Annotated in this window: 23 protein-coding genes and 1 pseudogene; 13 read left to right on the top strand and 11 right to left on the bottom strand. The window is 64.9% G+C overall.

What is annotated here, in order from left to right:
• The coding region (locus tag IVB32_RS00465) for a biotin carboxylase N-terminal domain-containing protein (RefSeq protein ID WP_247409500.1) at positions 1–726 on the bottom strand (726 nt) is incomplete at its 3' end.
• A gap of 183 nt (positions 727–909) precedes the next feature.
• On the bottom strand, positions 910–1,974 hold the full coding sequence (locus tag IVB32_RS00470; RefSeq protein WP_247409502.1) for a putative zinc-binding peptidase: 1,065 nt from the start codon (positions 1,972–1,974) through the stop codon (positions 910–912).
• Positions 1,975–2,189: 215 nt separating this feature from the next.
• Here IVB32_RS00470 and IVB32_RS00475 point away from each other — a divergent pair, with 215 nt between their 5' ends.
• Both IVB32_RS00475 and IVB32_RS00480 read left to right on the top strand, forming a co-directional pair.
• Complete coding sequence (locus IVB32_RS00475) at positions 2,190–4,667, top strand: PAS domain S-box protein (RefSeq protein ID WP_247362499.1); 2,478 nt, start codon at positions 2,190–2,192, stop codon at positions 4,665–4,667.
• Positions 4,668–4,953: 286 nt separating this feature from the next.
• Positions 4,954–6,204 (top strand): arsenic transporter, encoded by a 1,251-nt coding sequence (locus tag IVB32_RS00480; RefSeq protein ID WP_018455238.1) that lies wholly within the window; start codon positions 4,954–4,956, stop codon positions 6,202–6,204.
• Between the two features lie 9 nt (positions 6,205–6,213).
• Here the strand turns inward: IVB32_RS00480 and IVB32_RS00485 are convergent, their stop codons facing one another.
• Complete coding sequence (locus IVB32_RS00485; RefSeq protein ID WP_085351341.1) at positions 6,214–7,578, bottom strand: MFS transporter; 1,365 nt, start codon at positions 7,576–7,578, stop codon at positions 6,214–6,216.
• A 25-nt stretch (positions 7,579–7,603) separates the two neighbouring features.
• Complete coding sequence (locus tag IVB32_RS00490) at positions 7,604–8,368, bottom strand: GntR family transcriptional regulator (protein WP_018455240.1); 765 nt, start codon at positions 8,366–8,368, stop codon at positions 7,604–7,606.
• 177 nt (positions 8,369–8,545) lie between these two features.
• Here IVB32_RS00490 and IVB32_RS00495 point away from each other — a divergent pair, with 177 nt between their 5' ends.
• Genes IVB32_RS00495 through IVB32_RS00505 form a run of 3 tightly spaced genes read left to right on the top strand, consistent with a single transcriptional unit; the run spans position 8,546 to position 11,582 of the window.
• Positions 8,546–9,745, top strand: a complete 1,200-nt coding sequence (locus tag IVB32_RS00495) for a mandelate racemase/muconate lactonizing enzyme family protein (protein ID WP_204511424.1) — start codon at positions 8,546–8,548, stop codon at positions 9,743–9,745.
• Positions 9,746–9,756: 11 nt separating this feature from the next.
• The gene (locus IVB32_RS00500; RefSeq protein ID WP_247362492.1) at positions 9,757–10,524 is read left to right on the top strand and encodes an SDR family oxidoreductase; all 768 of its coding nucleotides are present in this window, start codon (positions 9,757–9,759) and stop codon (positions 10,522–10,524) included.
• A 26-nt stretch (positions 10,525–10,550) separates the two neighbouring features.
• Positions 10,551–11,582, top strand: coding sequence for an L-idonate 5-dehydrogenase (locus IVB32_RS00505; RefSeq protein ID WP_247371848.1), 1,032 nt, complete (start codon positions 10,551–10,553; stop codon positions 11,580–11,582).
• A 13-nt stretch (positions 11,583–11,595) separates the two neighbouring features.
• Here IVB32_RS00505 and IVB32_RS00510 read toward each other — a convergent pair whose 3' ends face one another.
• Entirely contained in the window at positions 11,596–12,465 is an 870-nt protein-coding gene (locus IVB32_RS00510) for a DUF3280 domain-containing protein (RefSeq protein WP_247371844.1), read from the bottom strand.
• Positions 12,466–12,641: 176 nt separating this feature from the next.
• Between IVB32_RS00510 and IVB32_RS00515 the strand changes: the two genes are divergently transcribed.
• Together IVB32_RS00515 and IVB32_RS00520 are read left to right on the top strand one after the other, a co-directional pair.
• Complete coding sequence (locus IVB32_RS00515) at positions 12,642–14,027, top strand: HAMP domain-containing sensor histidine kinase (protein ID WP_247371842.1); 1,386 nt, start codon at positions 12,642–12,644, stop codon at positions 14,025–14,027.
• Positions 14,024–14,686, top strand: a complete 663-nt coding sequence (locus tag IVB32_RS00520) for a response regulator transcription factor (protein WP_018455246.1) — start codon at positions 14,024–14,026, stop codon at positions 14,684–14,686. Before IVB32_RS00515 ends, IVB32_RS00520 begins: the two co-directional genes overlap by 4 nt.
• A gap of 4 nt (positions 14,687–14,690) precedes the next feature.
• Here the strand turns inward: IVB32_RS00520 and IVB32_RS00525 are convergent, their stop codons facing one another.
• Positions 14,691–15,533, bottom strand: coding sequence for a hypothetical protein (locus IVB32_RS00525; RefSeq protein ID WP_018455247.1), 843 nt, complete (start codon positions 15,531–15,533; stop codon positions 14,691–14,693).
• A gap of 211 nt (positions 15,534–15,744) precedes the next feature.
• On the opposite strand from IVB32_RS00525, the gene IVB32_RS00530 reads away from it, so the two are divergent.
• From IVB32_RS00530 to IVB32_RS00540, 3 genes and pseudogenes are all read left to right on the top strand, one after another.
• The gene (locus IVB32_RS00530) at positions 15,745–16,623 is read left to right on the top strand and encodes an IclR family transcriptional regulator (RefSeq protein ID WP_247371839.1); all 879 of its coding nucleotides are present in this window, start codon (positions 15,745–15,747) and stop codon (positions 16,621–16,623) included.
• 36 nt (positions 16,624–16,659) lie between these two features.
• Positions 16,660–17,633: pseudogene (locus IVB32_RS00535) on the top strand (tripartite tricarboxylate transporter substrate binding protein).
• Positions 17,634–17,655: 22 nt separating this feature from the next.
• Positions 17,656–18,876 carry an ABC transporter substrate-binding protein gene (locus IVB32_RS00540; RefSeq protein WP_162496376.1) on the top strand — a complete coding sequence of 407 codons (1,221 nt, stop codon included), beginning with the start codon at positions 17,656–17,658 and terminating at the stop codon, positions 18,874–18,876.
• Positions 18,877–18,996: 120 nt separating this feature from the next.
• Here IVB32_RS00540 and IVB32_RS00545 read toward each other — a convergent pair whose 3' ends face one another.
• Together IVB32_RS00545 and IVB32_RS00550 are read right to left on the bottom strand one after the other, a co-directional pair.
• Entirely contained in the window at positions 18,997–19,488 is a 492-nt protein-coding gene (locus IVB32_RS00545; protein WP_247371835.1) for an SRPBCC family protein, read from the bottom strand.
• Between the two features lie 2 nt (positions 19,489–19,490).
• Positions 19,491–19,895, bottom strand: a complete 405-nt coding sequence (locus IVB32_RS00550) for a metalloregulator ArsR/SmtB family transcription factor (protein WP_094183458.1) — start codon at positions 19,893–19,895, stop codon at positions 19,491–19,493.
• Positions 19,896–20,264: 369 nt separating this feature from the next.
• Between IVB32_RS00550 and IVB32_RS00555 the strand changes: the two genes are divergently transcribed.
• A complete protein-coding gene (locus IVB32_RS00555) occupies positions 20,265–21,320 on the top strand; it encodes a serine hydrolase (protein ID WP_018455253.1) in 1,056 nt (351 codons plus the stop codon).
• Between the two features lie 70 nt (positions 21,321–21,390).
• On the opposite strand, the gene IVB32_RS00560 is transcribed toward IVB32_RS00555, so the two are convergent.
• Both IVB32_RS00560 and IVB32_RS00565 read right to left on the bottom strand, forming a co-directional pair.
• Positions 21,391–22,212 (bottom strand): outer membrane protein, encoded by an 822-nt coding sequence (locus IVB32_RS00560; protein WP_018455254.1) that lies wholly within the window; start codon positions 22,210–22,212, stop codon positions 21,391–21,393.
• A gap of 266 nt (positions 22,213–22,478) precedes the next feature.
• A complete protein-coding gene (locus tag IVB32_RS00565; protein WP_085384467.1) occupies positions 22,479–23,183 on the bottom strand; it encodes an SDR family oxidoreductase in 705 nt (234 codons plus the stop codon).
• 122 nt (positions 23,184–23,305) lie between these two features.
• Between IVB32_RS00565 and IVB32_RS00570 the strand changes: the two genes are divergently transcribed.
• Positions 23,306–24,148 (top strand): GNAT family N-acetyltransferase, encoded by an 843-nt coding sequence (locus tag IVB32_RS00570; RefSeq protein WP_085351329.1) that lies wholly within the window; start codon positions 23,306–23,308, stop codon positions 24,146–24,148.
• A 1-nt stretch (position 24,149) separates the two neighbouring features.
• Here the strand turns inward: IVB32_RS00570 and IVB32_RS00575 are convergent, their stop codons facing one another.
• A complete protein-coding gene (locus tag IVB32_RS00575) occupies positions 24,150–24,590 on the bottom strand; it encodes a hypothetical protein (RefSeq protein ID WP_247371828.1) in 441 nt (146 codons plus the stop codon).
• A 282-nt stretch (positions 24,591–24,872) separates the two neighbouring features.
• Here IVB32_RS00575 and IVB32_RS00580 point away from each other — a divergent pair, with 282 nt between their 5' ends.
• Positions 24,873–25,157 carry a hypothetical protein gene (locus tag IVB32_RS00580; RefSeq protein WP_247371825.1) on the top strand — a complete coding sequence of 95 codons (285 nt, stop codon included), beginning with the start codon at positions 24,873–24,875 and terminating at the stop codon, positions 25,155–25,157.
• Positions 25,158–25,178 lie beyond the last annotated feature (21 nt).

The following is a 25,178-nucleotide window of genomic DNA, read 5'->3' on the forward strand; positions in this document are numbered from 1 at the left end:
CGCTTCCTCGATGACCTTCTGGTTGCGGCGCTGGATCGAGCATTCGCGCTCGCCGAGATAGATTACGTTGCCGTGCTTGTCGCCGAGCAGCTGGATCTCGATATGGCGGGGATCGACGATGAACTTCTCGATGAAGACCCGGTCGTCGCCGAACGAGGCCTTGGCCTCCGCCTTGGCGAGGTTGAACCCCTCGGCGACCTCGGAGGTCGAATGCGCGATGCGCATGCCCTTGCCGCCGCCGCCAGCGGAGGCCTTGATCATCACGGGATAGCCGATCTCGTCGGCGATCTTGACCGCGTGCGTGGCGTCCTCGATGACGCCGAGATAGCCGGGCACGGTCGACACTTTTGCCTTCGCGGCGGCCCTTTTGGATTCGATCTTGTCGCCCATCGCCGCGATCGCGCCCGGGTTGGGGCCGATGAAGACAATGCCGGCCGCCTCCAGCGCGCGCGGAAACGCCTCGCGCTCGGACAGGAAGCCGTAACCGGGATGCACGGCCTCGGCGCCGGTCTTGCGGCAGGCCTCCACGATCTTCTCGATCACCAGATAACTCTCGGCCGCAGCCGGCGGGCCGATCAGCACGGCCTCGTCGGCCATCTCGACATGGAGAGCGTCGCGGTCGGCCTCGGAATAGACCGCGACCGTCTGAACTCCCATGCGGCGCGCGGTCTTGATGACCCGGCAGGCGATTTCGCCGCGATTGGCGATCAGAATGCGTTTGAACATGCTTTTCTTGAGTCTCGACCTTGGGCGGGACCCTTCCCTGGCCGTTGGAGCCTATGGGAGGGGCCGTGTGGCTCCCGTGGTACATCAAAATAGGCTGGAGGCAACGGTCAAAATCCGGCCCCTCTGGCGTACCAGCGCAAGACCGAAGCAAGACCGAAACGGGCCTGACAGGCCCCGGACGGCCTACGGCTTCCCGGCCTTGCCCACGTTCCGGACCAGGCCGTGAATGAAGCCGAGCTTGTCGACCGGCGAGAGGATGAACGGATAGAGATCGCGCATGCCCATGGCGCGGTTGACGCTGTTCATGGCGAAGGTGAAGGGCAGCCATGCGTTGACGATGGCCTCGACGTCCCTCGCTTCGTACGGGTTGAAGCGGATGCGCGCCGTCAACTCCCCGTCGCGGTCCACCTTGGGCCGCACCTCCATGCCGAACTCGCTAGCCATCTCCAGAGTGTCGACGATGTGAAGATAGTGCGCCCAGGTCTCGGCGAAATCTTCCCAGGGATGCGTGGTCGCGTAGGCAGAAACGTAGTTCTGCTGCCAGTCCGGCGGGGCGCCTTCGGCATAGTGACGCTGCAAGGCCTGACCGTAATCGGCGGAATCGTCGCCGAACACGGCGCGGCATTCGTCCAGCATGCCGCCGTCGCGCACCAGCACGTCCCAGAAATAGTGCCCGACCTCGTGGCGGAAATGCCCGAGCAGCGTCCGGTAGGGCTCGCCCATCTCCAGCCTGCGCCGCTCGCGCTCGATGTCGTCGGCCTCGGTCAGCGCGATCGTGATCAGGCCGTTGTCGTGGCCGGTCAGGACCTTCTGCCCGCTCTGCGGATCGTCGGCGAGGAAATTGAAGATCAGGCCATGTTCGGGATTGTCCTGCCGGGTCTGGAGCGGCAGCTTCCAGCGGATCAGGGAATAGAACAGCCGGTGCTTCGCCATCTCCAGCTCGCGCCAGCCGGCGAGTTGCGCCTGATCCGACAGATCCGGCACGACGCCGTTATGCCGGCAGGCGCGGCAATAGCCGGTGGTATCACCTGCATCCGTCAGCCAGTTGCAGGAATCATATTCGGCATTACGGCACGGCATGCGTCCGCTGCCCTTGTCGGCGAGCGTGGCCCAGACCTCTCCGTCGGGCTCGATCGCCGACATCGTCTCCTTCTCCGGCAGGAACGCGACCCGATGGCCGCAGCGTTCACAGGTGCGGTTCTCGAAATAGAGGACGTTGCCGCAGGCCTGGCAGACAAAAAGCTTCAAGATTTAGCCTCTTCGGAAAGGGAGCTTTTGGGAATGACAGTTGTTGCGCCTCGCGGATACGCGCGCGGCGGGCTCATCGTTCCAATGTTCGGAACAAATAGCCAGACTTGGCGTTCGCTCATGCCCACCATACTGCATCCGGCGACGCCTTTCTTTCCATATTCCCTCTGAGCAATGGCCATCGCGCTACGTCTGTGTGAATATCGGTCCGCCACGTGCGCTCTCGCATCACAACGGCCAACGCCTTGAACGATCCTTTGCCCGAGACCATCGCCGCCGAAAAGCTGCGCCAGCACCTGGAAGATGTTGCGCGCGAGCGCGACAACGCCTATCGCGCGCTCCAGGAGCGCGAAGCCGAACTTGCGCGCATCCAGCGCATCGGCAAGGTCGGCGGTCTCGAAGTCGATTTCCGCGAAGGCTTCAAGAACCGCCGTTCGCCGGAATATCTGATGCTTCACGGCCTGCCGCCGGAAGCTGCCGACGAGTCGCACGAGGACTGGATCAACCGCATTCATCCCGGCGACCGGGACGCTACGGTGAAGCACTTCATCGAAGCGCTGTCCGGCACCAGTGAGGACTATACCGCAGAATACCGCATCATCCGCCCCAGCGACGGCGAGACCCGCTGGATCCGCGTCGTCGCCAAGATCGAGCGGGACGGTGGCGGCCGCGCCCTTCGCCTCGTCGGCGCCCATATCGACGTCACCGACCAGATGCTGGTGCGTGAGACCCTGCGCGAGAGCGAAGAGCGCTTCCGGCTGATCGCCGACAGCGCCCCGGTGCCGATCTGGGTCACCAAACTCGACCGCACACGGTCCTTCGCCAACCAGGCCTATGTCGATTTCGTCGGCCTGCCCTACGACCAGGCCATTGCCTTCGACTGGCGCAAGGTGCTGCATCCGGACGACCTGCCCCACGTGCTACAGCAATCCGTTCAGGGCGAAGCATCACTCAAACCGTTCGTGCTGGAAGCCCGCTACAAGAGCGCCGCCGGCGAATGGCGCTGGCTGCGTTCGGAATCGCAGCCGCGCTGGGACCCGACCGGCAGGCATATCGGCTTCATCGGCGTTGCCCATGACATCACGGTGGCCAAGCAGGCCGAGATCGAGCTCCGGCAGCTCAACGAGACGCTGGAAGAACGCATCGTCCAGCGCACCGCCGAACTCGAATCCAACGAGGCGCGGCTGCGCGCCATCCTGGAGACCAGCAACCAGTATCAGGGCCTCGTCAATCTCAGTGGCGAGCTGCTTTACGCCAACACGACCGTGCTCGACGCCATCAAGGCGAGCCCTGCGGATGTGATCGGAAAGCCGTTGTGGCAGACGCCTTGGTTCAGCACGACGGAGGGCATGGGCGCACGAGTGCGCGAGGCCTTCGACACCGTGCTCAAGGGCGAAGCCGTGCGGATGGAGATGCGCCTGCGCCTTCCCATCGGGGAGCGCGATTTCGAGTTCGGCATGCGCCCGGTGCTCGACCGCCACGGCAACATCACCGGCGCGGTGCCCGAGGCTGTGGACATCACCGAGCGTCGCCGCGGCGAGGAAGCGTTGCGGCAATCGCAGAAGATGGAGGCGATCGGCCAGCTCACTGGCGGCGTCGCGCACGACTTCAACAATCTGCTCACCATCATCCGCTCGGCCACCGATTTCCTGCGCCGCCGCGAGCTGCCGGAGGAGCGCCGTCGCCGCTATGTCGATGCTATCTCGGACACCGTCGAGCGCGCCTCCAAGCTGACCGCCCAGCTGCTGGCGTTTGCGCGCCGGCAGCCGCTGAAACCGCAGATCTTCAACGTCGGCAGCCAGGTTGAAGGGGTCGCGCAGCTGGTCCGGCCGCTGGTCGGTGGCCGCATCGAAATTGCGGTGGAGGTTCACGATGGCGACTGCTTCACGGTCGCCGATATCGCGCAATTCGAGACCGCGCTGATCAACCTCGCCATCAACGCCCGCGACGCCATGGACGGCGAAGGCCGTCTCACCATCGCGGTCCGGAAAGTTCAGGGAATCCCCGACCTCCGCACGCAACCGGCGCGCGGCGGCGACTATGTCGCGATCTCCGTTGCCGACACTGGCAGCGGCATCGCGCCCGAAAACATCGAAGCCATCTTCGAGCCGTTCTTTACCACCAAGGAGGTCGGCAAGGGCACCGGCCTCGGCTTGAGCCAGGCCTTCGGCTTCGCAAAGCAGTCCGAGGGCGACATCGCCGTGACGAGCACCCATGGTGAAGGCGCGACCTTCACCATCTATCTGCCGCGGGCGCACAGCCCCGCGACAGATCAGGAAGCCGCGGCGCTGACCTATGAGGCCGCGGCCACCGGGCGCGGCTATCGCGTGCTCGTGGTGGAAGACGACGACGAGGTCGGCCGGTTCTCCACCGAGCTGCTGGAAGACCTCGGCTATGTCGTCCGCCGCGCCGCCAACGCCAATGCGGCGCTCGCCATTCTCGGCGAGAACGAGTTCGCCGTCGATCTCGTTTTCTCCGACGTCATCATGCCCGGCATGAACGGCGTCGAGCTCGCCGGCATCATCCGCGAACGCTATCCGGGCCTGCCCGTCGTGCTCACCTCTGGTTACAGCAACGTTCTCGCCGAGAACGCCGATCGCGGTTTCGAGCTGATCCAGAAGCCGTATTCGGTCGAAGCGCTGTCGCGCATCTTGCGCAAGGCAATCACGGCAAAGCCGTCGATGGCGCGATGAGTGTTATGGTCGCACGAAGCTGCCACAAACTCCGTAGTTGCGAGCGCAGCGAAACAATCCAAAATCTTTCCGCGGAAACAGTCTGGATTGCTTCGTCGCTGCGCTCCTCGCAATGACGGCGCTATCGTGCCGCTCCAACCCAACGGGCTTTTGAACAACATTGTGGACTGAAACTCGGGCCGAGACGCGGCAATCGCAGATAGCCGTCCGCGCTCGCGGGGGGAAGACATCGACATCGGCTTCCGCTATCGCTGCCGAATGAACCGACACATCTCAAGGATCGAACGTGCCGTCTAACGCCATCTGGGCCTGGAGCATCATCGTCGTCGCGACCGCAGGCGTCATCATCCGGCCCTTTCGCCTGCCGGAGGCGATCTGGGCCATCATCGGCGCCAGTGCGCTCGTGCTGTTCGGTCTGCTGCCCTGGCGGGATGCGCTCACCGGCATCGAGAAAGGCGTGGATGTCTATCTTTTCCTGATCGGCATGATGCTGATCGCCGAGCTGGCGCGGCTCGAAGGCCTGTTCGACTATCTCGCAGCGCTCGCCGTGGAACATGCCGGCGGCTCGCCGCAGCGGCTGTTCCTGCTGATCTACATTGTCGGCACGCTCGTCACCGTCCTGCTCTCGAACGACGCCACCGCGATCGTGCTGACCCCCGCCGTCTATGCCGCGACGCGTGCGGCCGGCGCCAAGCCGCTGCCTTATCTCTTCGTCTGCGCCTTCATCGCCAATGCCGCGAGCTTCGTGCTGCCGATCTCCAACCCCGCCAATCTCGTCGTGTTCGGCGCCCACATGCCTGCGCTCACCGAATGGCTGCGGCTGTTCGCCCTGCCCTCGGCGGCCTCGATCCTGCTGACTTATGTCGTGCTGCGCCTGACCCAGCACCGCGCCCTGAAGGAAGAGACGATCGCGCGCAGAGTGCCGCATCCCAAGCTCGGCCGCGGCGGCAAGCTGACGGCCATCGGCATCGTGGCGATCGGCGTCGTGCTGGTCACGGCCTCCGCGTTGGACAAGCAATTGGGCCTGCCGACCTTCGTTTGCGGCGTGGTGACAGCCGCAATCGTGCTGCTGCTCAACCGGCAATCGCCGCTCCCCGTGCTGCGCGGCGTCTCCTGGAGCGTGCTGCCGCTGGTCGGCGGATTGTTCGTGATGGTGGAAGCGCTGATCAAGACCGGCGTGATCGGGCAGCTCAGCGCGCTGCTGCATGAAGCTGTCGGACAATCCGTGACGAAGGCGGCCTGGAGCGTCGGCATCGCCACCGCGGTCGCCGACAACATCGCCAATAATCTTCCCGTCGGTCTCGTTGCCGGCTCGGTCGCCGCCAGCGATCACTTGCCCGCGCCGGTCGTGAGCGCCATCCTGATCGGCGTCGATCTCGGTCCCAATCTGTCGGTGACCGGTTCGCTCGCCACCATCCTGTGGCTGGTGGCGCTGCGGCGGGAGAAGATCGAAGTCGGCGCCTGGCCGTTCCTCAAGCTCGGACTGCTCGTGACGCCGCCGGCCCTGATCGCGGCCCTGGCGGCCGCGATCAGGTAACTTGCGAGATCAGTCGTTCTCGTAGCCGTAGACTTCCGGCAGGATGAAGATTGCGGCAAGCAATCCGATCAGCGGGAAGATCGCGACGAACAGCGTGGCATTCGCCTGCCCAATCGCCGCGAACAACGACGGGAACAGGAAGATCGCGAGGAACGACGGCAGCTTCACGAACATGTAGGCGAAGCCGCTGGCGGTGCCGCGATATTTCGGCTTGGCGACCATGGTCGGGATCGTCATACAGTTGGAGGCATCCCAATAATGGCCCCACAGCATCGCGGCAGCCGCGAACGGCAGCAGGATCTTGTTGTCGGTGTAGAGCGCGAAGGCCGCGACCAGCAGCGAGACCAGCACGATCGAGAAGCCCGCGATCGAGATGCCGCGGTGGCCGATTTTCGGGGTCAGCAGCGGACCGACCCAGCCCGACACGGCAGCGAAGGAGAACAGCGCCATCGTCACCAGATTGATGCCGAGCACGCTCGACACGCCGACCATCACGAAGAGCACCGGCAGGTAGAACGCGAAGGTCGAGAACTCGCTGGCCTGCGCGAAGCAGGCGATCCAGCCGTAGATCGTGGCGCGCCAGCGGATCGGATCCTTCTTGAGGTCGGCGAGGAAGTCGCGGGTGGACACCTTGGGCACCTCCACGTCATGGTCCGGCAGCATGGCGAGGTCGTCGTTGAACATCTCGCGCGCGACCTGCTTGGCCTCTCGGTAGCGTCCCTTCTGCACCAGCCAGACCGCCGTCTCCGGCACGTCGTGCCGCATGATCAGGATGATCAGCGCCGGCAGCGCGCCGAGGCCGAGCGTCACCCGCCATAGCGTTTCGTGGTTGATGTCGAGCAGCAGGAAGATCACGATGACGCCGATCGTCAGGACCTCACCGACCGCGAACATGAATTGCCAGCGGTTGCCCATGACTTCGCGCTCACCCTTGGCCATGGATTCCATGATGTAGGTGTAGCCGGTCGAGATGTCCGAACCGAGCGGAACGCCGAGCAAGAAGCGGATCACGACGAGCCAGAACACATTGGGCACGAAGGCCTGCGCCAGCGCCAGCACGATGAACAGTACCATCGTCACCAGGAACATGACGCGGCGGCCGATCTTGTCGGAGAGCCAGCCGCCGAGCAGCGCACCGATCAGGGCGCCGCCTTGCGTACCGGCCGCGGCCAGGCCCAGCATCAGCGGATCGGGATTGAACTGCTCCTTGATGAAGATCAGCACGAAGGCGATCGAATAGAGATCCCAGGCTTCGACCAGGATCGAGGCCATCATCAGCCAGCCGACCTTGTTGCCCTTGGGACTGTAGTTCGTGATGAGGTAGCGGACCGCGGCTTCGCTCGCGGTCGGTTGTGGCATCGCCATCGTCGACATCTTTGGTCCTCTCTTCAAAACTTTCTTACGTGCCAAGCAGCGGCTCGATGCTGCAATCGAGCAGGCGCGGGTCGATCCCGACCTCCATGCCGGTGAACATCTCGCCCATGTAGTCGATCAGTGCATCGCTCGCCTTCACCGCGTCCTCGACGCGGCGGCCGGCGACCGCGGCGAGAATGGCGAGGTGACGATCGATCGTGCCTGACAGTTCGGCCTGTCCCGGCATGAACCGGTGGTGGATGTAGCCGATGCGCCGGTACAGCGTGTGTAACGGCCGTAGCGTGTGCACCAGAAACGGCTCGCCTGCCGCCTCCAGCACCAGCGCGTCGATGCGGCGGTCAATACTGTTGAACTCGTCGAGGGTCAGAGTGGCGCGGCGCTCGCGCAAAAGGCGCTCGATATGCAGCGCCTGATTGCGGTGCGAGAGGCTGGCGCGATCGGCCGCAAGCCGGATCACGAAGCGCTCCATGTCGCGGCGCAAGGCCAGCAGCATGCGCTCGCGTGCCAGATCGATCGGCGCAATGCGCAGACCGTGGCGCGGTCGGATGATGATCAACGTATCGGCGGAGAGACGATTGACGGCGTGATGAACCGGCGTACGGCCGAAGCCGGTGATGTGCTGCAATTCCAGCATCGTCATGAACTGGCCCGGCTTGAGCTCGCAATGGACGAGCAGCTCTTCGATCCTCTGGTAGGCGAGCTCGAAGAAGTTGAGACGGTTGCGTCGGAAGGGTTTGCCCTCGCCGTCGTCGTTCCTCACCACCTCGAGCGCGCGCTTGCGCGTTGCCATGCCGTCTCTCCCTCAGCCCGCGCCGTCGTTGCTGGATGGCGCCTTGTTGGTGATATCCCTAAAACATGTTGTGATATATTACAAGCGAGCGTAAGACTTGACGCCTGCCCGCACCATGTTGCGGTGCGCAATGACAACAAGACGGCGCTGCGCGCGCCTGCGATGGGAGGAGTTGCCGTGAAAATCACGTCGATAGAGACGCTGCGCACCGAAGAATTCTCCAACGTCATCTGGGTGCGCGTCCACACCGACACGGGCATGATCGGTCTCGGCGAAACCTTTTACGGCGCCGGCGCAGTCGAGGCGCAGATCCACGACACCTTTGCCGGCCGCCTGCTCGGCCGCAATCCGCTGCACATCGAGGCGATCCATCGCGACATGCTGAACCTGCCGATGGCGCAGTCGTCCACCGGCGTCGAATATCGCGCGGCCTCGGCAATCGACATCGCGCTGTGGGACCTGTTCGGCAAGGTCTGCAATCAGCCGGTCCACCAGATGCTCGGCGGCCTCTGCCGCGACAAGCAGCGCATCTACAACACCTGCGCCGGCACCCAATATGTCCGCTCCACCAATATCAGCCCGGTCGCGAACTGGAATCTTGGCGCTGCCAAGAGTCCCTACGAAGACCTCGACGGCTTCATGCACCGCGCCGACGCGCTTGCCGAAAACCTGCTGGAGAGCGGCATCTCCGCCATGAAGATCTGGCCGTTCGATCCGGCGGCGCAGGAGAACAAGGGTCTCTACATCTCCGCCGCGCAGATGAAGCAGGCGATCGAGCCGTTCGAGAAGATCCGAAGGGCGGTCGGCGACAAGATGGAGATCATGGTCGAGCTTCACTCGCTGTGGAACCTGCCAACCGCAAAACAGATCGCGCGCGCGCTCGAGCCCTACAAGCCGACCTGGTACGAAGACCCGATCCGTATGAACTCGCCGCAGGCGCTGGCCGAATATGCCCGCTGCACCGACGTCTGGGTCTGCGCCAGCGAGACGCTGGGGTCGCGCTTCCCCTACAAGGACATGCTCGACCGCGACGCTATGCATGTGGTGATGGCGGATCTGTGCTGGACCGGCGGCCTCACCGAGGGCCGCAAGATCGCGGCGATGGCCGAGACCTATCACCGGCCCTTCGCACCGCACGACTGCATCGGCCCGATCGGCTTCATCGCCGCCATCCACATGTCGTTCAGCCAGCCCAATACGCTGATCCAGGAATCGGTGCGCGCCTTCTACAAGGGCTGGTACAATGAGCTCGTGACCACCATGCCCACGATCAAGGATGGTTTTGTCTATCCAATGGAAGGCCCCGGCCTCGGCGTCGACCTTCTGCCTGCCGTCTTCGACCGCTCCGATCTGACCGTGCGCCGTTCCAACGTCTGACGATTCTTGAGATGAGCACCGCCCTCTTCGACCTTTCCGGCCGCACCGCGCTCGTGACCGGCTCCTCCCGCGGTCTCGGCCGCGCCATTGCCGAGGGCATGGCCAAGGCCGGCGCCAGGATCATCGTCAACGGCGTCGATCCCAAGCGTGTCGAGCAGGCCGTCGCCGAGTTTCGCGCCGCCGGCCACCAGGCCGAAGGCGCCGCTTTCAACGTCACCGACGAGCCTGCGATCGTCGCCGCCTTCAACGACTTCGACAAGAGGGGCATCGCGGTCGACATCCTCGTCAACAATGCCGGCATCCAGCACCGCAAGCCGCTGGTGGAGTTCACCACCGACGAGTGGCGCAAGGTGATCGAGACCAACCTCACCAGCGCCTTCGTGATCGGCCGCGAGGCGGCCAAGCGCATGATCCCGCGCAAGTACGGCAAAATCATCAATATCGGCTCGCTCGGCAGCGAGCTCGCGCGTCCCACGATTGCGCCCTACACCGCTGCCAAGGGCGGCATCAAGAACCTGACTCGCTCGATGGCGGTGGAATGGGCCCAGCACGGCATCCAGGCCAACGCGATCGGCCCCGGCTACATGCTGACCGACATGAACGAGGCGCTGGTCAACAACACCGACTTCAACAACTGGCTGATGGGCCGCGTTCCCTCCAAGCGCTGGGGCCGACCGGACGAGCTGGTGGGCGCTGCGATCTTCCTGGCCTCGGATGCCTCGACCTATGTCAACGGCCAGATCATCTATGTCGATGGCGGCATGATCGCTGCGATGTGAGCCGCGAAACGCTGAGGGAGCTAACCATGCGCGCCGTCGTCATTCACGCACCGAAAGATCTGCGGATCGATAGCTACCCCGATGCAGCGCCCGGTCCGGGCGAAGTCCGCGTCAAGATCGCGAACGGCGGCATCTGCGGCTCCGATCTGCACTACTATCATCACGGCGGCTTCGGTGTCGTGCGCATCCAGCAACCGATGGCGCTGGGGCACGAGATCGCCGGCGTGGTCGCAGCCGTCGGTGACGGCGTCACGAACGTGAAGCCGGGCACTCGGGTCGCGGTCAATCCGAGCAAGCCGTGCGGCCGGTGCCTGCATTGCCAGGAAGGCATGCGCAACCAGTGCCTCGACATGCGCTTCCTCGGCAGCGCGATGCGCTTTCCCCATGTGCAGGGCGGCTTTCGCGAATTCATCACGGTCGATGCGGCGCAGGCCGTTCCGATCGCCGACGAGCTATCGCTGGCGGAAGCCGCGGTCGCCGAGCCGCTCGCGGTGTGCCTGCATGCCGGCAAGCAGGCCGGGCCCCTGCTCGGCAAGCGCGTGCTGATCACCGGCTGCGGCCCGATCGGCGCGCTGATGATTTTGGTCTCGCGCTTCGGCGGCGCGGCCGAGATCGTGGTCACCGATGTCGCGGAGGCGCCGCTTGCGGTCGCCAAAAAGCTCGGCGCCACTTACGCCATCAATGTCGCGGCCGGCGCGACGGCGCTCGATCCGTGGCGCACCGGCAAGGGTGTGTTCGACACGCTGTTCGAAGCCTCGGGCAACCAGGCCGCACTCCGCACCGCGCTCGACGTGCTCAGGCCCAGGGCCACGTTGGTGCAGCTCGGCCTGGGCGGCGAAATGACGCTGCCGATCAACTCCATCGTCGCCAAGGAATTGCAGCTCCGCGGCACCTTCCGCTTCGATCCCGAATTCGAGCTGGCGGTGCGGCTGATGGGCGAAGGCCTGATCGACGTCAAGCCGCTGATCACGGCGACCATGCCGTTCGAGAACGCGGTCGCAGCGTTCGAGCTCGCCAGCGACCGCTCGCAGTCGATGAAGGTGCAATTGACGTTCTGATCGATGAGCGCTGCTATTGGTTCTCGATCAGCCGGTCGCTGACCAGCCGCACGGCGCCCCGTTTCCAGGAATAGTCCGCGCCCAGGCGCAGGCCGCTGTCGCCGCGTGCCAGCACCGCGCCGGTCCTGGCATCGCGCACCTGGAAGCCGAGCGTGTATTCGGTGCGGCTGACCCGCCGCACCACCCCGATCAGAGACTGATCCGCACCGAGCCCTTGCGCCATCGCCGCTTCGCAGCCGCCGCAGTCGCGTAAAGCGCGTGCCTTTACCGCCTCCTCGTTCGCGCTGCCGACATCGACGAGGCGGTAGCGGCCGGATTGGCCAAGGGCATCGCGCACACTGCCGGTCACTTCGGCCAGATAGGATGCATCTGCGGCCGCGAGACCGGCGGCCGGCGCCGCGATGTTGTCCTCGAGCTCGAATTCGAACACCGCCAGCGCGATCGGCGCGGGTGCGCCGAGCGCGGCCATGATCTCGCGGGACACGAAGATCTCGGCACGCTCCCATGATCCATCATTGTCGCCGCGGAAGGTGTAGAGCTTGTCCATCACGACCTTCCTGGCGCCAACGTCGATCACGGCGACCTTGGCCCATTGCACCAGTGTGCTCGTCTTCTGGATGCCGCCGATCACCTTGAACGCCGCGCCGTCCTGGGCCGAGGGCACGAGCCGGTAGCGCCGGTCTCCGCCGATATCTTGCCGGAGCGCAGCCATGAAGGCCGCCAGCCGTCGCTCGTGGGCGGCGGTCTGGTTGGCAGGCTCCGCTGACGTATCGGTATAACTGAAATCGTCCATGGCGACGCCGACGGCAGTCTCGGCACCGAGCGCATAAGCCGGAAGGACGACAAGGAGACAGACTGAGAGGATCAACCGGCGCAGGTGCATAAATGTGCCTCGTATGACGGAGCGGCGCACAATCTGGACGGCGTAATCAGGGCTCGCAGCAGCGCCGGTCCCGGCGATGATCGGGAAAATTTCACGACGGTGCACCGCACTGGCGCCTAGCGGCGTTCTGCCGTTTAATGCGGGCGCGACAACCCGTTCGCACCAGGTGCCCGCCGATGTGGAACCGCCCGAGGTTCGATCTCAAAGTCCGTCTGACGTTGCGCGTGGCCGCGATATCGGCCGCCTGCTTCGCCGTTATCTCCGCCTATTTCCTGATTACGGCCGACCGCGCGGCGCATGCGCGCCTCGACGACATCGCCGCCATCGTCGCCAAGACGCTGGAGCTACAGCAGGGCAAGATCCAGTGGGTCGCCAGCCCGCGCTCGGACTTTCCCAACCTCGACCCCGTTTCGGCCTATGTGATGACGCCCGGCCTGTGCCTGGCATTCCGCGGCACGAGCGGCGACATCCTCCAGCGCTTCTGCAGCGGCGCGCCCGCCCCGGCAAACCCGCCGCCGCAAGCCTTCACGGCCTTCTATCGCAGCCTGTTCGACCCCGGCCGCGAAGCGGCACGGCCTGTGATCGTGCGCGGGGCGAAGCTTGGCGACGCCGTGGTCTCGGTCGAGCCGGCCGTGCAGACGGCGGAGGCCTGGCACGAGGCCGGCCGCCTGATGCTGGCGCTGGCGATCGCGCTGCCGCTGCTCTGCGCCCTGGTCTACGCCGCGCTGGCACGCGCGCTGCGCCCCACCCGCATGATCCGCACCGGCCTGGAGCGGATTGCCGCCAACGACCTCACCACGCGGCTGCCGCCGTTCGACCTTGCCGAGCTCTCCGCGATCCGCGACGGCTTCAACCATCTCGCCGAAAGCCTCGAGACCGCACTTGCCGAACGCAGCGAGCTGACGCGGAAGCTGATCGCGCTCCAGGACGAGGAGCGCCGCCATCTCGCGCGCGAGCTGCATGACGAGTTCGGCCAGTCGCTCGCCGCCATCCGGGCGCTCGCCTCCTCCGCCCGCCAGACCGCCGCGCAGGACTGCCCTTCCTTGCTTGGCGAATGCGACGGCATCGCGCGGACCGCAACCGGCATGATGGAGACGTTGCGCGGCACACTGTTCCGGCTGCGGCCGCCGGATGTCGAGGAGCTCGGGATCGTCGCCAGCCTCGAAGGCCTGGTCGCGGGCTGGAACGGGCGCAGCCGCGGCGAGACGCGCTTCTCGATCCGGTTCGACGGCGCATTCGAGACCCTGCCGGCCACGATCAGCGCCAGCCTCTACCGGATCGTGCAGGAGGCGCTCACCAATGCCGCCAAGCATGCCGTCGCCACGCGGGTCAGCCTGGAATTGACGATGGGGGCGAGCGAGATCGCGCTTGCGATCGACGATGACGGACGCGCGACCGATCCCGTCGCGAAATCCGGAATGGGCCTGCTCGGCATGCGCGAGCGCGTCGCGGCCTTGCGCGGCCAATTGAGCTTCGAGGCCAAGCCGAACGGCGGCTCCGCACTGCGCGTCGTCATTCCGCTCGCAGCCGCCGATCGGCCGCCGCTGGAGCACGCCGCATGAGCGCGGCCGGCGCGACCATTCTGCTGGTCGACGACCATTCCGTCGTCCGCGAGGGCTATCGCTCCGTGCTCCAGAAGCAGCCGGGACTTCGCGTCATCGCCGAAGCCGCCGACGGCGCCGAGGCCTATCGTCTCTACAAATCGGAGGCGCCCGACCTCGTCATCATGGATCTGAGCATGCCCGGCATCGGCGGCATCGAGGCGGTCAGGCGCATCAGGCAGTGGGACAAGGGCGCGAGGATCCTCGTCTTCACCATGCACGAGAATGCCGGCTTTGCCGTGCAGGCGATCCGCGCCGGCGCCAGGGGCTACGTCACCAAGACCAGTCCGCCGGAGACGCTGGTGCGCGCCGTGATGGACGTGCTCGCCGGCAAGATCGCAATCAGCCCCGACATCGACCATGAGCTCGCGCTGAGCCGGCTGGCTGGGGAAAGCTCTGCCGCCGACGTCCTCACGCCGCGCGAATTCGAAGTGCTGCGGCTGCTGCTCGCCGAGAATACGACAGAGGAGATCGCCGAGACGCTCCATGTCAGCCCGAAGACGGTGGCGAACCTGCATTCCCTGATCAAGGACAAGCTCGGCGTCGGATCCGACATCGAGCTGGTCCGGCTGGCGCTGCGCCAGGGCATCTTGACGGAGGTCGATCTCGGCGAGGCCTGATTGCTCAAGCCAGATAGCGCGTGAGATAGCCTTCCATCGCGTAGAGCGCACAAAGCGCAAGGCTCGACCACACGGCGGCGGTGAAATACAGGAACATCCAGGTCAGCTCGCCCTTCCAGTGCGCGATGTCGTGGGTCACGACCCAGCGCGTCGAGACGTCATGCAGGCCTTCGAGGAAGCCGAGCAACCGGTTGCCCTCTTCATACCCTGCCCGCCAGCGGCTGAGATACATCGGCACGTCGACGGTGACGAGGAAGGCCAGGAAGCAGGCGATGCCGACGATGCCGGCAATCAGCGCCCAGCGCACCGGCCCCTGGAATTCCGGCATCAGCCGGCACAGCGCGATGCCCGCGAGGAAGAATGTCACCGCCCACAGCGAGTTCTCGATCGCGTTGAAAAGGAAGTTTGTCGTCACCACCGCATACCAGGAGAAGCACTCCGCGATGATGATGATGGGCACGATCACCCACGCGATGTTCACAACCGTCTCGGCGCCCGTCATGGTCCCGAGTTGATGCAAGATGACCGCCCATTGCGCCGCGAAGCACAGTTCGGCCACGGTCGCGACCGTGCGGCCGACGAAGACGCTGGAGAGCCAGGTGTCGAACAGACAGATGCGCTGCACGTCGGCGCGCGGCAGGAACGAGCGGAAGGCGCAGCCGAAGACATAGCCGGCGCAGAGCAGGAACATCAGTCCGATGTCGGAGCCGCCACTGATGCTGCCGGCGGACGTGGGATAGAACGCGCGGTACAGCATGAACCAGGCGAGAATGTTGGCAGCACTGACCAGCGTCAGGGACCCCCACCACCACGCGAGGGGATTTGTCCGCGCCTGCCACTGCAACATGAATCGCTCCGCTGTAATCGATATGACATTCAGTCGTAATAATCCTGTCACAACAACCCACGGAATCACGACGAGAATCTGTGTGCGGCGGAGCTCGTCGCGCACATTTTATCCGCACGGGCAACGCCGCCGTGTGTCCAGATAGTGGACACAAAATCCTATTTTATGAAATATATTGGACAACCGACCCGACCGGGTTCATTAATCCTCGATGGCCAAAACCGCGTCCAAACCGATCCGCGCCTCCTCGTCCGCTGCCGCCGTGCTGGCGGACAGCATCGACGACGCCGCGTTCGCAACGACGCTGGCAAAGGGTCTCGTGGTGCTCGAAGCGTTCAAGGCGGGAGCGACGCAGCTCGGCAACATGGAGCTGTCGACGCTGACCGGGATTCCGCGTCCAACGGTGGCGCGGCTGACGCATACGCTCGCCGAGCTCGGCTACCTCCGCTACGATTCCGAACGCGCCAAATATCGCGTCGGCGCGCGCGCCCTTCGCATGGCGCATCCGCTGCTCGCCGACATGCAGTTCCGCCAGGTCGCGCGGCCCATGATGCAGGAGCTCGCGCAAAGCGTGCGCGGCACGGTCTCGATCGGCCTGCTCGATGCGACCTCCATGATCTATGTCGAGACTGCGCGCTCCGGCGACGTCGGCCCGCACGTCCCCGACATCGGCATGCCCATTTCCGTGGTGATGACGGCGATGGGCCGTGCCGCGGCGGCGACCTTGCCGCAGGCCGATGCCGCGCTGCTCGAAGAGCGCATTGCAAGCGAGGATACCGAGCTGTGGTCGGCCTTCCGCGAGACATACCGCGCCGGCCTCGCACAATGCATCAGCAGCGGCTTCTGCACCTGCTTCGGCGAGTACATCGCCTCGATCCATGCCGTCGCCGCGCCGCTGTTTCATGCGCGTGAGGCGAAGCAGTCCTTTTCGATCAATTGCGGCATCCCCGCATTCCGGCTCCAGCCCGGCCAGCTGGAGGGCGAGATCGGCCCGCGCATTGCCGCTCTTGCCGACAGCATCCGCACCATGATTGGGGCGGCGCCGGCGACCGAAACACAAAAGCAGAACAAGAAGAGCGCCAGGCGATGAACAAGACAATCGGCGCTCCGCCATCGGGAGGCCACCATGACCATCACACGGCGAACATTTTGGGCACCCTCGCTCTTTCGATATCCGGGCTTCCATTCGCCGCACGCGCTGAGGACGCCTGGCCGTCGCGTAAGGTGCGGCTGATCTCGCCTTACGGGCCCGGCGGCTCCAACGACATCTCGCTGCGGCTGCTGGCCGAAGAGTTCGGCCGCAACCTGCACCAGCAGTTCATCGTCGAGAACAAGCCGGGCGCCGGCACCCGCATCGCCAACGACACGGTCGCGCATGCGCCGGGCGACGGCTATACCCTCCTCTATGTCGCGGCGCCCTACGCGACCGCCGAAGCGCTGTTCGGCAAGCTGACCTATGAGCGCAAGGATCTGCAGCCCGTCGCGATGGCTGTGATTGCGCCGCTGTTCCTGATCATCAGCGCGGATGCGCCGTTCAAGACGCTTCCCGAATTGATCGCCTACGGCAAATCGAAGCCGGATGGCCTGACCTTCGCCTCGCCCGGCGCCGGCTCGCAGCCGCATCTTGCCGGCGAACTCCTGTTCAGGGATGCCGGCGTCAAGGGTCTCAACATTCCCTTCCGTGGCGATGCCGCGTCCTACACCGAACTGCTCGCCGGCCGCGTCGATGCCACGCTGACGGCGCTGCCGACCGCACTGCCCTACATCCAGAGCGGAAAGTTCATCGTGCTCGGCGTCGCCTCGGCCGAACGCAGCGCGCTCTATCCGCAAGCGCCGACCCTGCGCGAGCAGGGTTTTCCCAACGTGGCCGCGGCCGGCTGGTACGGCTTCATGGCGCCTTCGACGACGCCGCGGGCGATCGTCGACAAGCTGCAGGCCGAAGTCTTGCGCGCGCTGGCCGAGCCGGCGATCAAGGACAAGCTGACGGCCCAGGGCCTCGAAGTGCGCGCGGGCACCGCGGCCGAATTCGGCCAGTTCATCGACAACGAAACAAGAAAGTGGACCGGGCTGATCCGCGAGGCCGGCCTCAAGGGCGAGTGACAGTCACGAACAGGGAATGGAAATGAAAAACGTACTTCTCAAACGTGTCGCGGCAGTCGCGATCCTTCTCGCGCTATCGATCCCGGCGGCACAGGCCCAGAAGAAATACGATCCCGGCGCATCCGACACCGAGATCAAGGTCGGCCAGACCGTCCCGCTCAGCGGGCCGGCCTCGGCCTATGCCGTCATCGGCAAGACCCAGGCCGCCTACATGAAGATGATCAACGACCAGGGCGGCGTCAACGGCCGCAAGGTCAATCTGATCCAGTATGACGATGCCTATTCGCCTCCGAAGACGGTTGAGCAGACCCGCAAGCTTGTCGAAAGCGACGAGGTGCTGCTGACCTTCCAGATCATTGGCACGGCGCCCAATGTCGCCGTGCAAAAATATCTCAACGCCAAGAAGGTCCCGCAGCTCTTCGCGGCAACGGGCGCGGCGCGTTTCACCGATCCGAAGAACTTCCCCTGGACCATGGGCTTCAATCCGTCCTACCTCGTCGAGGGCCGGATCTACGCGCAATATCTTCTGAAGAACCATCCGAACGCCAGGATCGGCGTGCTCTATCAGAACGACGATCTCGGCAAGGATTACCTCGCCGGCTTCAAGGCAGGTCTCGGTGACAAAGCGAAGATGATCGTCGCCGAGACGTCCTACGAGATCACCGAGCCGACCATCGACTCGCAGATCCTGCGGTTGAAGGATGCCGGTGCCGATGTGCTGTTCAGCGCCACCACGCCGAAACAGGCCGCGCAGGCGATCAAGAAGGTGGCCGAGATCGGCTGGAAGCCGCTGCACATCATCGACATCAACGCCTCCTCGGTCAGCGCGGTGCTGAAACCTGCCGGACTCGACAACGCCAAGGGCGTCGTCAGCGTCGGTTATGTCAAGGATTCAGCCGATCCCGAATGGAAGGACGATCCCGGCATGAAGCGATATCTCGCCTTCATGGCCAAGTACTACCCGGAGGGCGACAAGGATTCGAACCTGAACGTCTACGGCTATATCACCGCGCAGCTGCTGGTGCAGGTGCTGAAGCAATGCGGCGACGATCTCACGCGCGAGAACGTGATGCGCCAGGCCGCCAGCCTGAACAACATCGCACTCGACCTGACGCTGCCGGGCATCTCGGTGACGACGACGCCGACGGACTACCGCGTCAACAAGCAGTTCCAGATGGTGCAGTTCGACGGCCAGCGCTGGCAGAAACTCGGCGACATCGTCACGGACGACGCGAAGGAATGAAGCGCCCCTCATCCCGAGGGGCGCGCGCCTTGAAGAATGAAGGCTTCACCAATGGTCCTCGTGCTTCGAGGCGGCCGCTCCGCGGCCTCCTCCGCATGAGAGAGGAAGTGGCTGCTCGCCCTACCTCTTCATCCCACTCACATAGGCCGCGAGCTTGTCGAGTGTCTGGTAGCCGTATTCGACGGCACCGAAGTTGATCATGCCGTCGCGTTGCGCCGCGCTCGACGCCAGCTGCCGCATCATCAGAACCGTCTTGCCGTTGCTCTGCTCGGCGAAGGTGACGGTGAAACGGAACATTCCGGGATCCTCGTCCTGGTCGGTACCGTGATCCATCTCCATCAGCGACGGCCGTTCGATGCGGCGAAAGCGCATGCGGTTCGGGTAGACCGTGCCGTCCGGGCCGATCATGTTGAAGCGCCAGACGCCGCCGACCCGCACGTCGATCTCGAAGGTCTCGAGCTTGAAGCCCTTCGGGCCGAACCATTGCGGCAGATGCTTCGGGTCGGACCACGCTTCGAACACCAGATCGCGCGGCGCGTCGATCACGCGCGACATCACGATCTCACGGTCGAGCGACCAATGCGACAGAGCGGGATTGGCAGAATTCGTCATCGTCAGGAACCTTTCCGTCTGGTTGTCTTGTCGATCGGCTTGTTACTTGTCTTGGTCGCCCGTTTGGCAGCCGCCCGCTCTTTCTTCAGCTTCATTACATAGGTTTCGAAGCGATCGAGCCGCGCCTCCCAGATCGCACGCTGGTGCTGGAACCAGTCCTCCGCAGTGAGGAGCGCGTCAGGACTGAGGCGGCAGGTGCGCACGCGGCCGGATTTCTCCGACAGGACGAGACCGCTCGTCTCCAGCACATGGATGTGCTTCATGAAGCTCGGCAGCGCCATCGCGAAGGGATCGGCGAGTTCGCCGACCGACGCCTCGCCGGCGCAGAGCCGCATCACGATCGCCCGCCGGGTGGGATCGGCAAGGGCCGCGAAAACCTGATCGAGCCGGGATAGTTGGTTAGCCATGGGGCTAACTATAGGGCTGCCATGATCTCGCGTCAACAATTGTTAGCCAATTAGCTAAGTTAATTTTGCCGACTGGTAGCCTGGATGAAGGGAAGCGTAATCGGGGCCGCTCGCTCGGCTGCGGCACTTTCCGGGTTGCGCTTCGCTCCATCCGGGCTACGGACCATTCGCGCGGAACCCACCACGCGCAATCGTGAATAGGGAGGATCGGCCCTTCCCACTACAAGAGACTGGGGGCGCATCGAATCTTGCGCCAGAGCCGTGTCGTCTGTTGTCACCTCATCGTATCTCACCCGACGGGCGCTCGCCCGGGCCGCGCTCGTTCCCGTTGCGCTTGCATGGCCGCGCGGGGCCGCCGCGGATTCCGACATGATCGCGCAGATGCGCGACATCGTTGCGAACGAACTGACGCCGACCGCGACGCCGGACCAGCCGGGCGGTCTCGCCGCTGCACTTTATGCCGGCAGCCATGTCGAGTTCTTCAATTACGGCTTTGCCGACAGCGCCACGCGAAGGCCGGTCACGCCGGACACGCTGTTCAATCTCGGTTCCCTACGCAAGCCGTTTGAGGCGACGCTGGTTGCGCTCGGCACCCTCCGCGGCGAACTGCGGCTCGACGATCGTCTGGCGAAATATCTCCCGGAGCTCACCGGCGACTATGTTCGCCGCATCACTGTCGGCGAACTCGTCACGCACACCTCAGGCATGCTGCTGCCGACCGATCATCCGCCGTGGCCGAGCGACGCGTTTTCCCGCGCGCAGCTCATCGACATGTTCAACAGCTGGAGACCGCAAGCCGGCGAAGTGCCCGGCAAGCAGCGCGTCTACAGCCACGCCGGCTACGTGCTGCTTCAACTCGTGCTCGAGCGCTGTTACGGCGCTCCGATCGCAACCCTGTTTGAACAACACATCCTCAAGCCGATCGGCATGAATGCGACCTCCGTGCCCGAACGCGGCGAGGACAGCCGTGCCGTCATGGACGACGCCTGGATGCAGCTCGCGGTCCAGGGCTACTCGGATCAGGGCATGGCAATCGGCCCCATCGGCAACCAGCAGAGTTATTTTGATTTCCCCGGCACCGGCCAGATGTTTTCTTCGCCGCGGGATCTCGCCGCATTCGTTGCGGCCTGCGTCGATGGGCGGTCGACCGAGCCTCACTTGCGCGAGGCCCTGCGGATGACGCAGCACGAGATTTTCCGCGTCGACGACAAGTTTGGGCAGGGAATGGCCTGGGAGACGGTGCGTCTGCCGGGCGTCACCGTCGTCGACAAGCCGGGTGGGCTCAACAACGCCTCTGGCTATATCGGCCTGGTGCCGGCGCAGCGGATCGGGATCGTCCTGCTCGCCAATCGGGGCGAATATCCGCACGAGATCGCGCGCTACAGGATCCTGCCAGCATTGGCGCATCTGGTGGCATCGCACTGAATCCGCCTAGCGAAAAACGGAAAGCCCCGGCTAAGCCGGGGCTTTCCACGCCAGGTCGGAACGGGAATGCTCAGTACCTGGCAACGACGGGTCCGCCGAACTTATAGTTCACGCCGACGCGCACGATGTTCGATTTGAGATCGACCGAGTGGGTGAAGACGTTGGTCGGAAACGCGCCGCCAAGCAGATTGGTGCTGGTCACGGTGCTGCGTCCGAGGTCGACGTAGAGATATTCCGCCTTGAGCGACCAGCCGCCGCCGAAGGCATATTCGGTGCCGACACCTGCGGTCCAGCCGAGGCGTGTGTCGCGGAACGCGGCCGACTCCGTCGCCGCAGCGAACGTGTCCACGAAGTTGAAATTGCCCTTCACCTCGGCGATCGCCGCACCGCCGGTGGCGTAGAGCAGCCAGGTCGGAGCCGCGAGGAAGCCGATGCGGCCGCGGATGGTGGCGAGCCAGTCGGCCGAGACCTGCGAGGACACGGTGAAGCCGGTCGGGGCGCAGCAGGGATAGAGCGCCGAGCCGGATGCACTGCCCTTCAAGCCGAAATAGTTGATATCGCCTTCCAGGCCGAGCACGGCGTTGTTGAGTTGCCAGTTATAGCCGGCGGTAAGACCGCCGGTGACGCTGGAGCTGTTGACACGCTGGGCGCCGACTGCAGCAATCGCGGTAACACTGGTGTCCGCGAAATAGCCGGCAGGATCGAACGCGGTCGAGGTGGCCGGATCGGCGCTGCCCCATTGCCCGCCGACATTGCCGCCGACGTAAAAGCCGGTCCAGCTGTAGGCCGTCGCCATCATCGGCGCCTTGGTGTAGTGCGCCGCGAGGTCGGCCGCCTGCACGGATGCGGAGCCCAAAACAACCGCGGCAACCGCCAGCAAAAACTTCTTCATTCCAGTCTCCTTGCCCCGCGCGATTGATCTCGCGTTTCGAATGCGCGGGCGGAAGTTGTCCGGCGCAGATTGGGCATAGGCTGCCGGTCCCTCGCCGTCTTGGGCTGCGGCGAAGTTCATAGGGACTGTGACGTAGCGTGAGCCGTGCGGCACGCGAACGCGTGACGGGTGTGACTGGAGGGCCACGCGTCATCCCTCCTCCGTGACGCGCGACGCACACCACTGTCGCATCGCGACAACCCGCGCGCGATCCGACGCTCCGCGTCTCAGACCGAACGCGTCAGTCCGCCGTCGACGCGGATGTTCTGTCCCGTGATATAGGCCGCGCCGTCGGACGCCAGGAACGAGATCGTCGCGGCGATCTCCTCGACCTTGCCGTAGCGCCGCATCGGCACGCTGTCGCGGCGTGCATCCAGCTGCGGCAGGCTGTCGATCCAGCCCGGCAGCACATTGTTCATCCGGATGTTGTCGGCGGCATGGGTGTCGGTGAAGATCTTCGTGAAGGCGGCGAGGCCAGCGCGGAACACCGCAGAGGTCGGAAACATCGCGCTCGGCTCGAACGCCCAGGCGGTCGAGATGTTGATGATGGCGCCGCCCTTCTGCGTCTGCATGATCGGCATCACCAGCCGGGTCGGACGGATCACGTTGAGCAGATAGGTGTCGAGGCCGGTGTGCCACTGCTCGTCGGTGATCTCGGTGATCGCCGCCCGGGGCCCATGGCCCGCGCTGTTGACGAGCACGTCGATGCGTCCCCATCGGGCAAGCGCCCCGTCCACAAGCCGCTTCAGATCGTCGTTCGACTTGTTGGAACCGGTGATCCCTAACCCACCGAGCTCGGCTGCCAGCGCCTCGCCCTTGCCGGAAGAAGACAGGATGGCGATGCGAAAGCCGTCGGCTGCGAGCCGGCGCGCAGCCCCTGCCCCCATGCCGCTGCCGCCGGCGGTCACGAGTGCGACCTTCTCTGCTGCCATCTCTGCTGCCATGAGCGATCATCCTTTGTGATATCGTGGAGGCGAGCCGTGGGCCCGGCCTATCATGAGGCCTTCTACCGCCGGACCGGCCGGAAGGTCCACCGTCGAAGGCGACTTGAAAGATGAGCGATTTGGAGATCCGCAATTTGCGCCCCGAGGAGATCGCCATCGCCGTCGACTGGGCCGCGGCCGAGGGCTGGAATCCGGGCCTCTCCGACGCCGCCTGTTTCGCGATCCCGGACGCGAAGGGCTTCTTCGTCGGCGAGATCGACGGCGAGCCGGTCGCGACCGTCTCCTGCGTCAACTACGACGATCGCTTCGCGTTTCTCGGCTTCTACATCGTGCGATCGGGTTTTCGCGACAGAGGCCACGGCCTGCGCATGTGGAACGCGGCGATCGCGCATGCGGGCGCTCGCGTGATCGGCCTCGACGGCGTCGTGGCACAGCAGGACAATTACAGAAAGTCCGGCTTCCAGCTTGCTCACGCCAATGTCCGCTATGGCGGCTTCGTCGCCGCGCCATCGAGGCCGCCCGCCGATGTCGTTGCGCTCGACACGATCCCGCTCGCGCTCGTTGAAGCCGACGATGCAACGGTTTTTCCGGCTCCGCGCAGTGCCTTCCTGCGTGCCTGGATCGGCACATCAGGACATGTCGGGCGCGCGCTGCTGCGCGACGGCAAGCTCGCTGCATGGGGCGTGATCCGGCCGTGCCGGATCGGCCGCAAGATCGGCCCGCTCGTCGCCGACGACCGCGCGGCGGCGGAAGCGATCGTGCAGGCCTTGCTGGAAAGCGCAAACGGCGGCGAGATCTTCCTCGACGTCCCCGCCGTCAATCGCGAGGCGATTGCGCTTGTGGAATCACTCGGGCTGAAGCCGGTGTTCGAGACGGCGCGGATGTACACGGGGCCGATCGCGCCGCTGCGGACCGACCGCGTCTTCGGCGTGACCAGTTTCGAGCTGGGCTAGCTCAGTAGCAGCGCATGATGTTGACGGTGTGCTCGCCGCCGCCGCGGCCGGGCACAGTCACCTGCTCCGTCGGACAGCTCGGCACGTAGGGCCGGTCGGACGGCACCACGTTCGGCGGGAAGCGATGCGTCCAATCCCAGGGAACGTCGTACGTATAGGTGTAGCGCACGTCGTTGGAGACGGGTTGTGGGGTCTCGGCGAAAGGCTGGCCGTAGCCTGCATTGTCATAGTAGAACCCGCCGCCGCCCGGCCAGTACACCCAAGGCGTGTTGCGGCCACGGAACCTGGCGCCCGGCGCAATGGGCGGACGCGCCGCCGGACCGGAAGGCGTGGCGGCATGTGCGACGGTGCCGCCGGGCCTGGCAAAACCGGCGCTGGGGGCAAGGAGCAGCGCGGCTGCGCTGAGCGAGGCGAGCAACGCCCCAAATGATCTCGACATCATGATACGCACCAACTCGTTTGGCTTCGCGAATAGCGGCTCCCCACCGCACGCTAGGCCGGGCTGTCGCCCACCCGCAAACGTATAATTAATTATTGGTTAAGGCACGGGATGAACAGGGAACAAGCTGCGGCAAGACGCCCGGGATTCCGGCTGATGTCGCTCGTGTTCCCGGGAAACGGACTTCATAACCAGTTGATCGGAGTTGATCGCTTCGGCCGACAACACCCGGAACGCTCCCGCACTGCGGTCGTTGGCTCCCGACACCAGCAAGGAGCATCTCCAATGCAGAACAAATCGAAACTCCTCTGCCTGATCACGGCTTCCCTCGTCGCGGGCACGACGGCCGCCTCGGCCCAGGGCTATGATTGGAACGGATCCCGCGCGGATTGGGATCGCACCGCCCCCGCTTACCAACCGGTTCAGCCACGCGCGTACTATCCCGATGTGGCCAGACCCTACGGTGCGCTCAACGGCACCAACCATCCGGCGCCGAGCTCGACGCAGGGCGATGTCGGCCCGGAGGGCAACAACAACGGCACCCTGACCGGCGTCTATCGCAGCTGGTAACGCCCGCTCACGATGAGGCCC

It is taken from the genome of Bradyrhizobium sp. 23 (assembly GCF_023073295.1).
GTDB classification, from domain to species: Bacteria; Pseudomonadota; Alphaproteobacteria; order Rhizobiales; family Xanthobacteraceae; genus Bradyrhizobium; species Bradyrhizobium canariense_D.

Coding starts and splice junctions, on each gene's coding strand:
- IVB32_RS00485 (WP_085351341.1), bottom strand. CDS start 7,578: ATGTCGACGATGGCGATGCCACAACCGACCGCGAGCGAAGCCGCGGTC.
- IVB32_RS00490 (WP_018455240.1), bottom strand. CDS start 8,368: ATGGCAACGCGCAAGCGCGCGCTCGAGGTGGTGAGGAACGACGACGGC.
- IVB32_RS00500 (WP_247362492.1), top strand. CDS start 9,757: ATGAGCACCGCCCTCTTCGACCTTTCCGGCCGCACCGCGCTCGTGACC.
- IVB32_RS00505 (WP_247371848.1), top strand. CDS start 10,551: ATGCGCGCCGTCGTCATTCACGCACCGAAAGATCTGCGGATCGATAGC.
- IVB32_RS00510 (WP_247371844.1), bottom strand. CDS start 12,465: ATGCACCTGCGCCGGTTGATCCTCTCAGTCTGTCTCCTTGTCGTCCTT.
- IVB32_RS00515 (WP_247371842.1), top strand. CDS start 12,642: ATGTGGAACCGCCCGAGGTTCGATCTCAAAGTCCGTCTGACGTTGCGC.
- IVB32_RS00520 (WP_018455246.1), top strand. CDS start 14,024: ATGAGCGCGGCCGGCGCGACCATTCTGCTGGTCGACGACCATTCCGTC.
- IVB32_RS00525 (WP_018455247.1), bottom strand. CDS start 15,533: ATGTTGCAGTGGCAGGCGCGGACAAATCCCCTCGCGTGGTGGTGGGGG.
- IVB32_RS00530 (WP_247371839.1), top strand. CDS start 15,745: ATGGCCAAAACCGCGTCCAAACCGATCCGCGCCTCCTCGTCCGCTGCC.
- IVB32_RS00540 (WP_162496376.1), top strand. CDS start 17,656: ATGAAAAACGTACTTCTCAAACGTGTCGCGGCAGTCGCGATCCTTCTC.
- IVB32_RS00545 (WP_247371835.1), bottom strand. CDS start 19,488: ATGACGAATTCTGCCAATCCCGCTCTGTCGCATTGGTCGCTCGACCGT.
- IVB32_RS00550 (WP_094183458.1), bottom strand. CDS start 19,895: ATGGCTAACCAACTATCCCGGCTCGATCAGGTTTTCGCGGCCCTTGCC.
- IVB32_RS00555 (WP_018455253.1), top strand. CDS start 20,265: ATGATCGCGCAGATGCGCGACATCGTTGCGAACGAACTGACGCCGACC.
- IVB32_RS00560 (WP_018455254.1), bottom strand. CDS start 22,212: ATGAAGAAGTTTTTGCTGGCGGTTGCCGCGGTTGTTTTGGGCTCCGCA.
- IVB32_RS00565 (WP_085384467.1), bottom strand. CDS start 23,183: ATGGCAGCAGAGAAGGTCGCACTCGTGACCGCCGGCGGCAGCGGCATG.
- IVB32_RS00570 (WP_085351329.1), top strand. CDS start 23,306: ATGAGCGATTTGGAGATCCGCAATTTGCGCCCCGAGGAGATCGCCATC.
- IVB32_RS00575 (WP_247371828.1), bottom strand. CDS start 24,590: ATGATGTCGAGATCATTTGGGGCGTTGCTCGCCTCGCTCAGCGCAGCC.
- IVB32_RS00580 (WP_247371825.1), top strand. CDS start 24,873: ATGCAGAACAAATCGAAACTCCTCTGCCTGATCACGGCTTCCCTCGTC.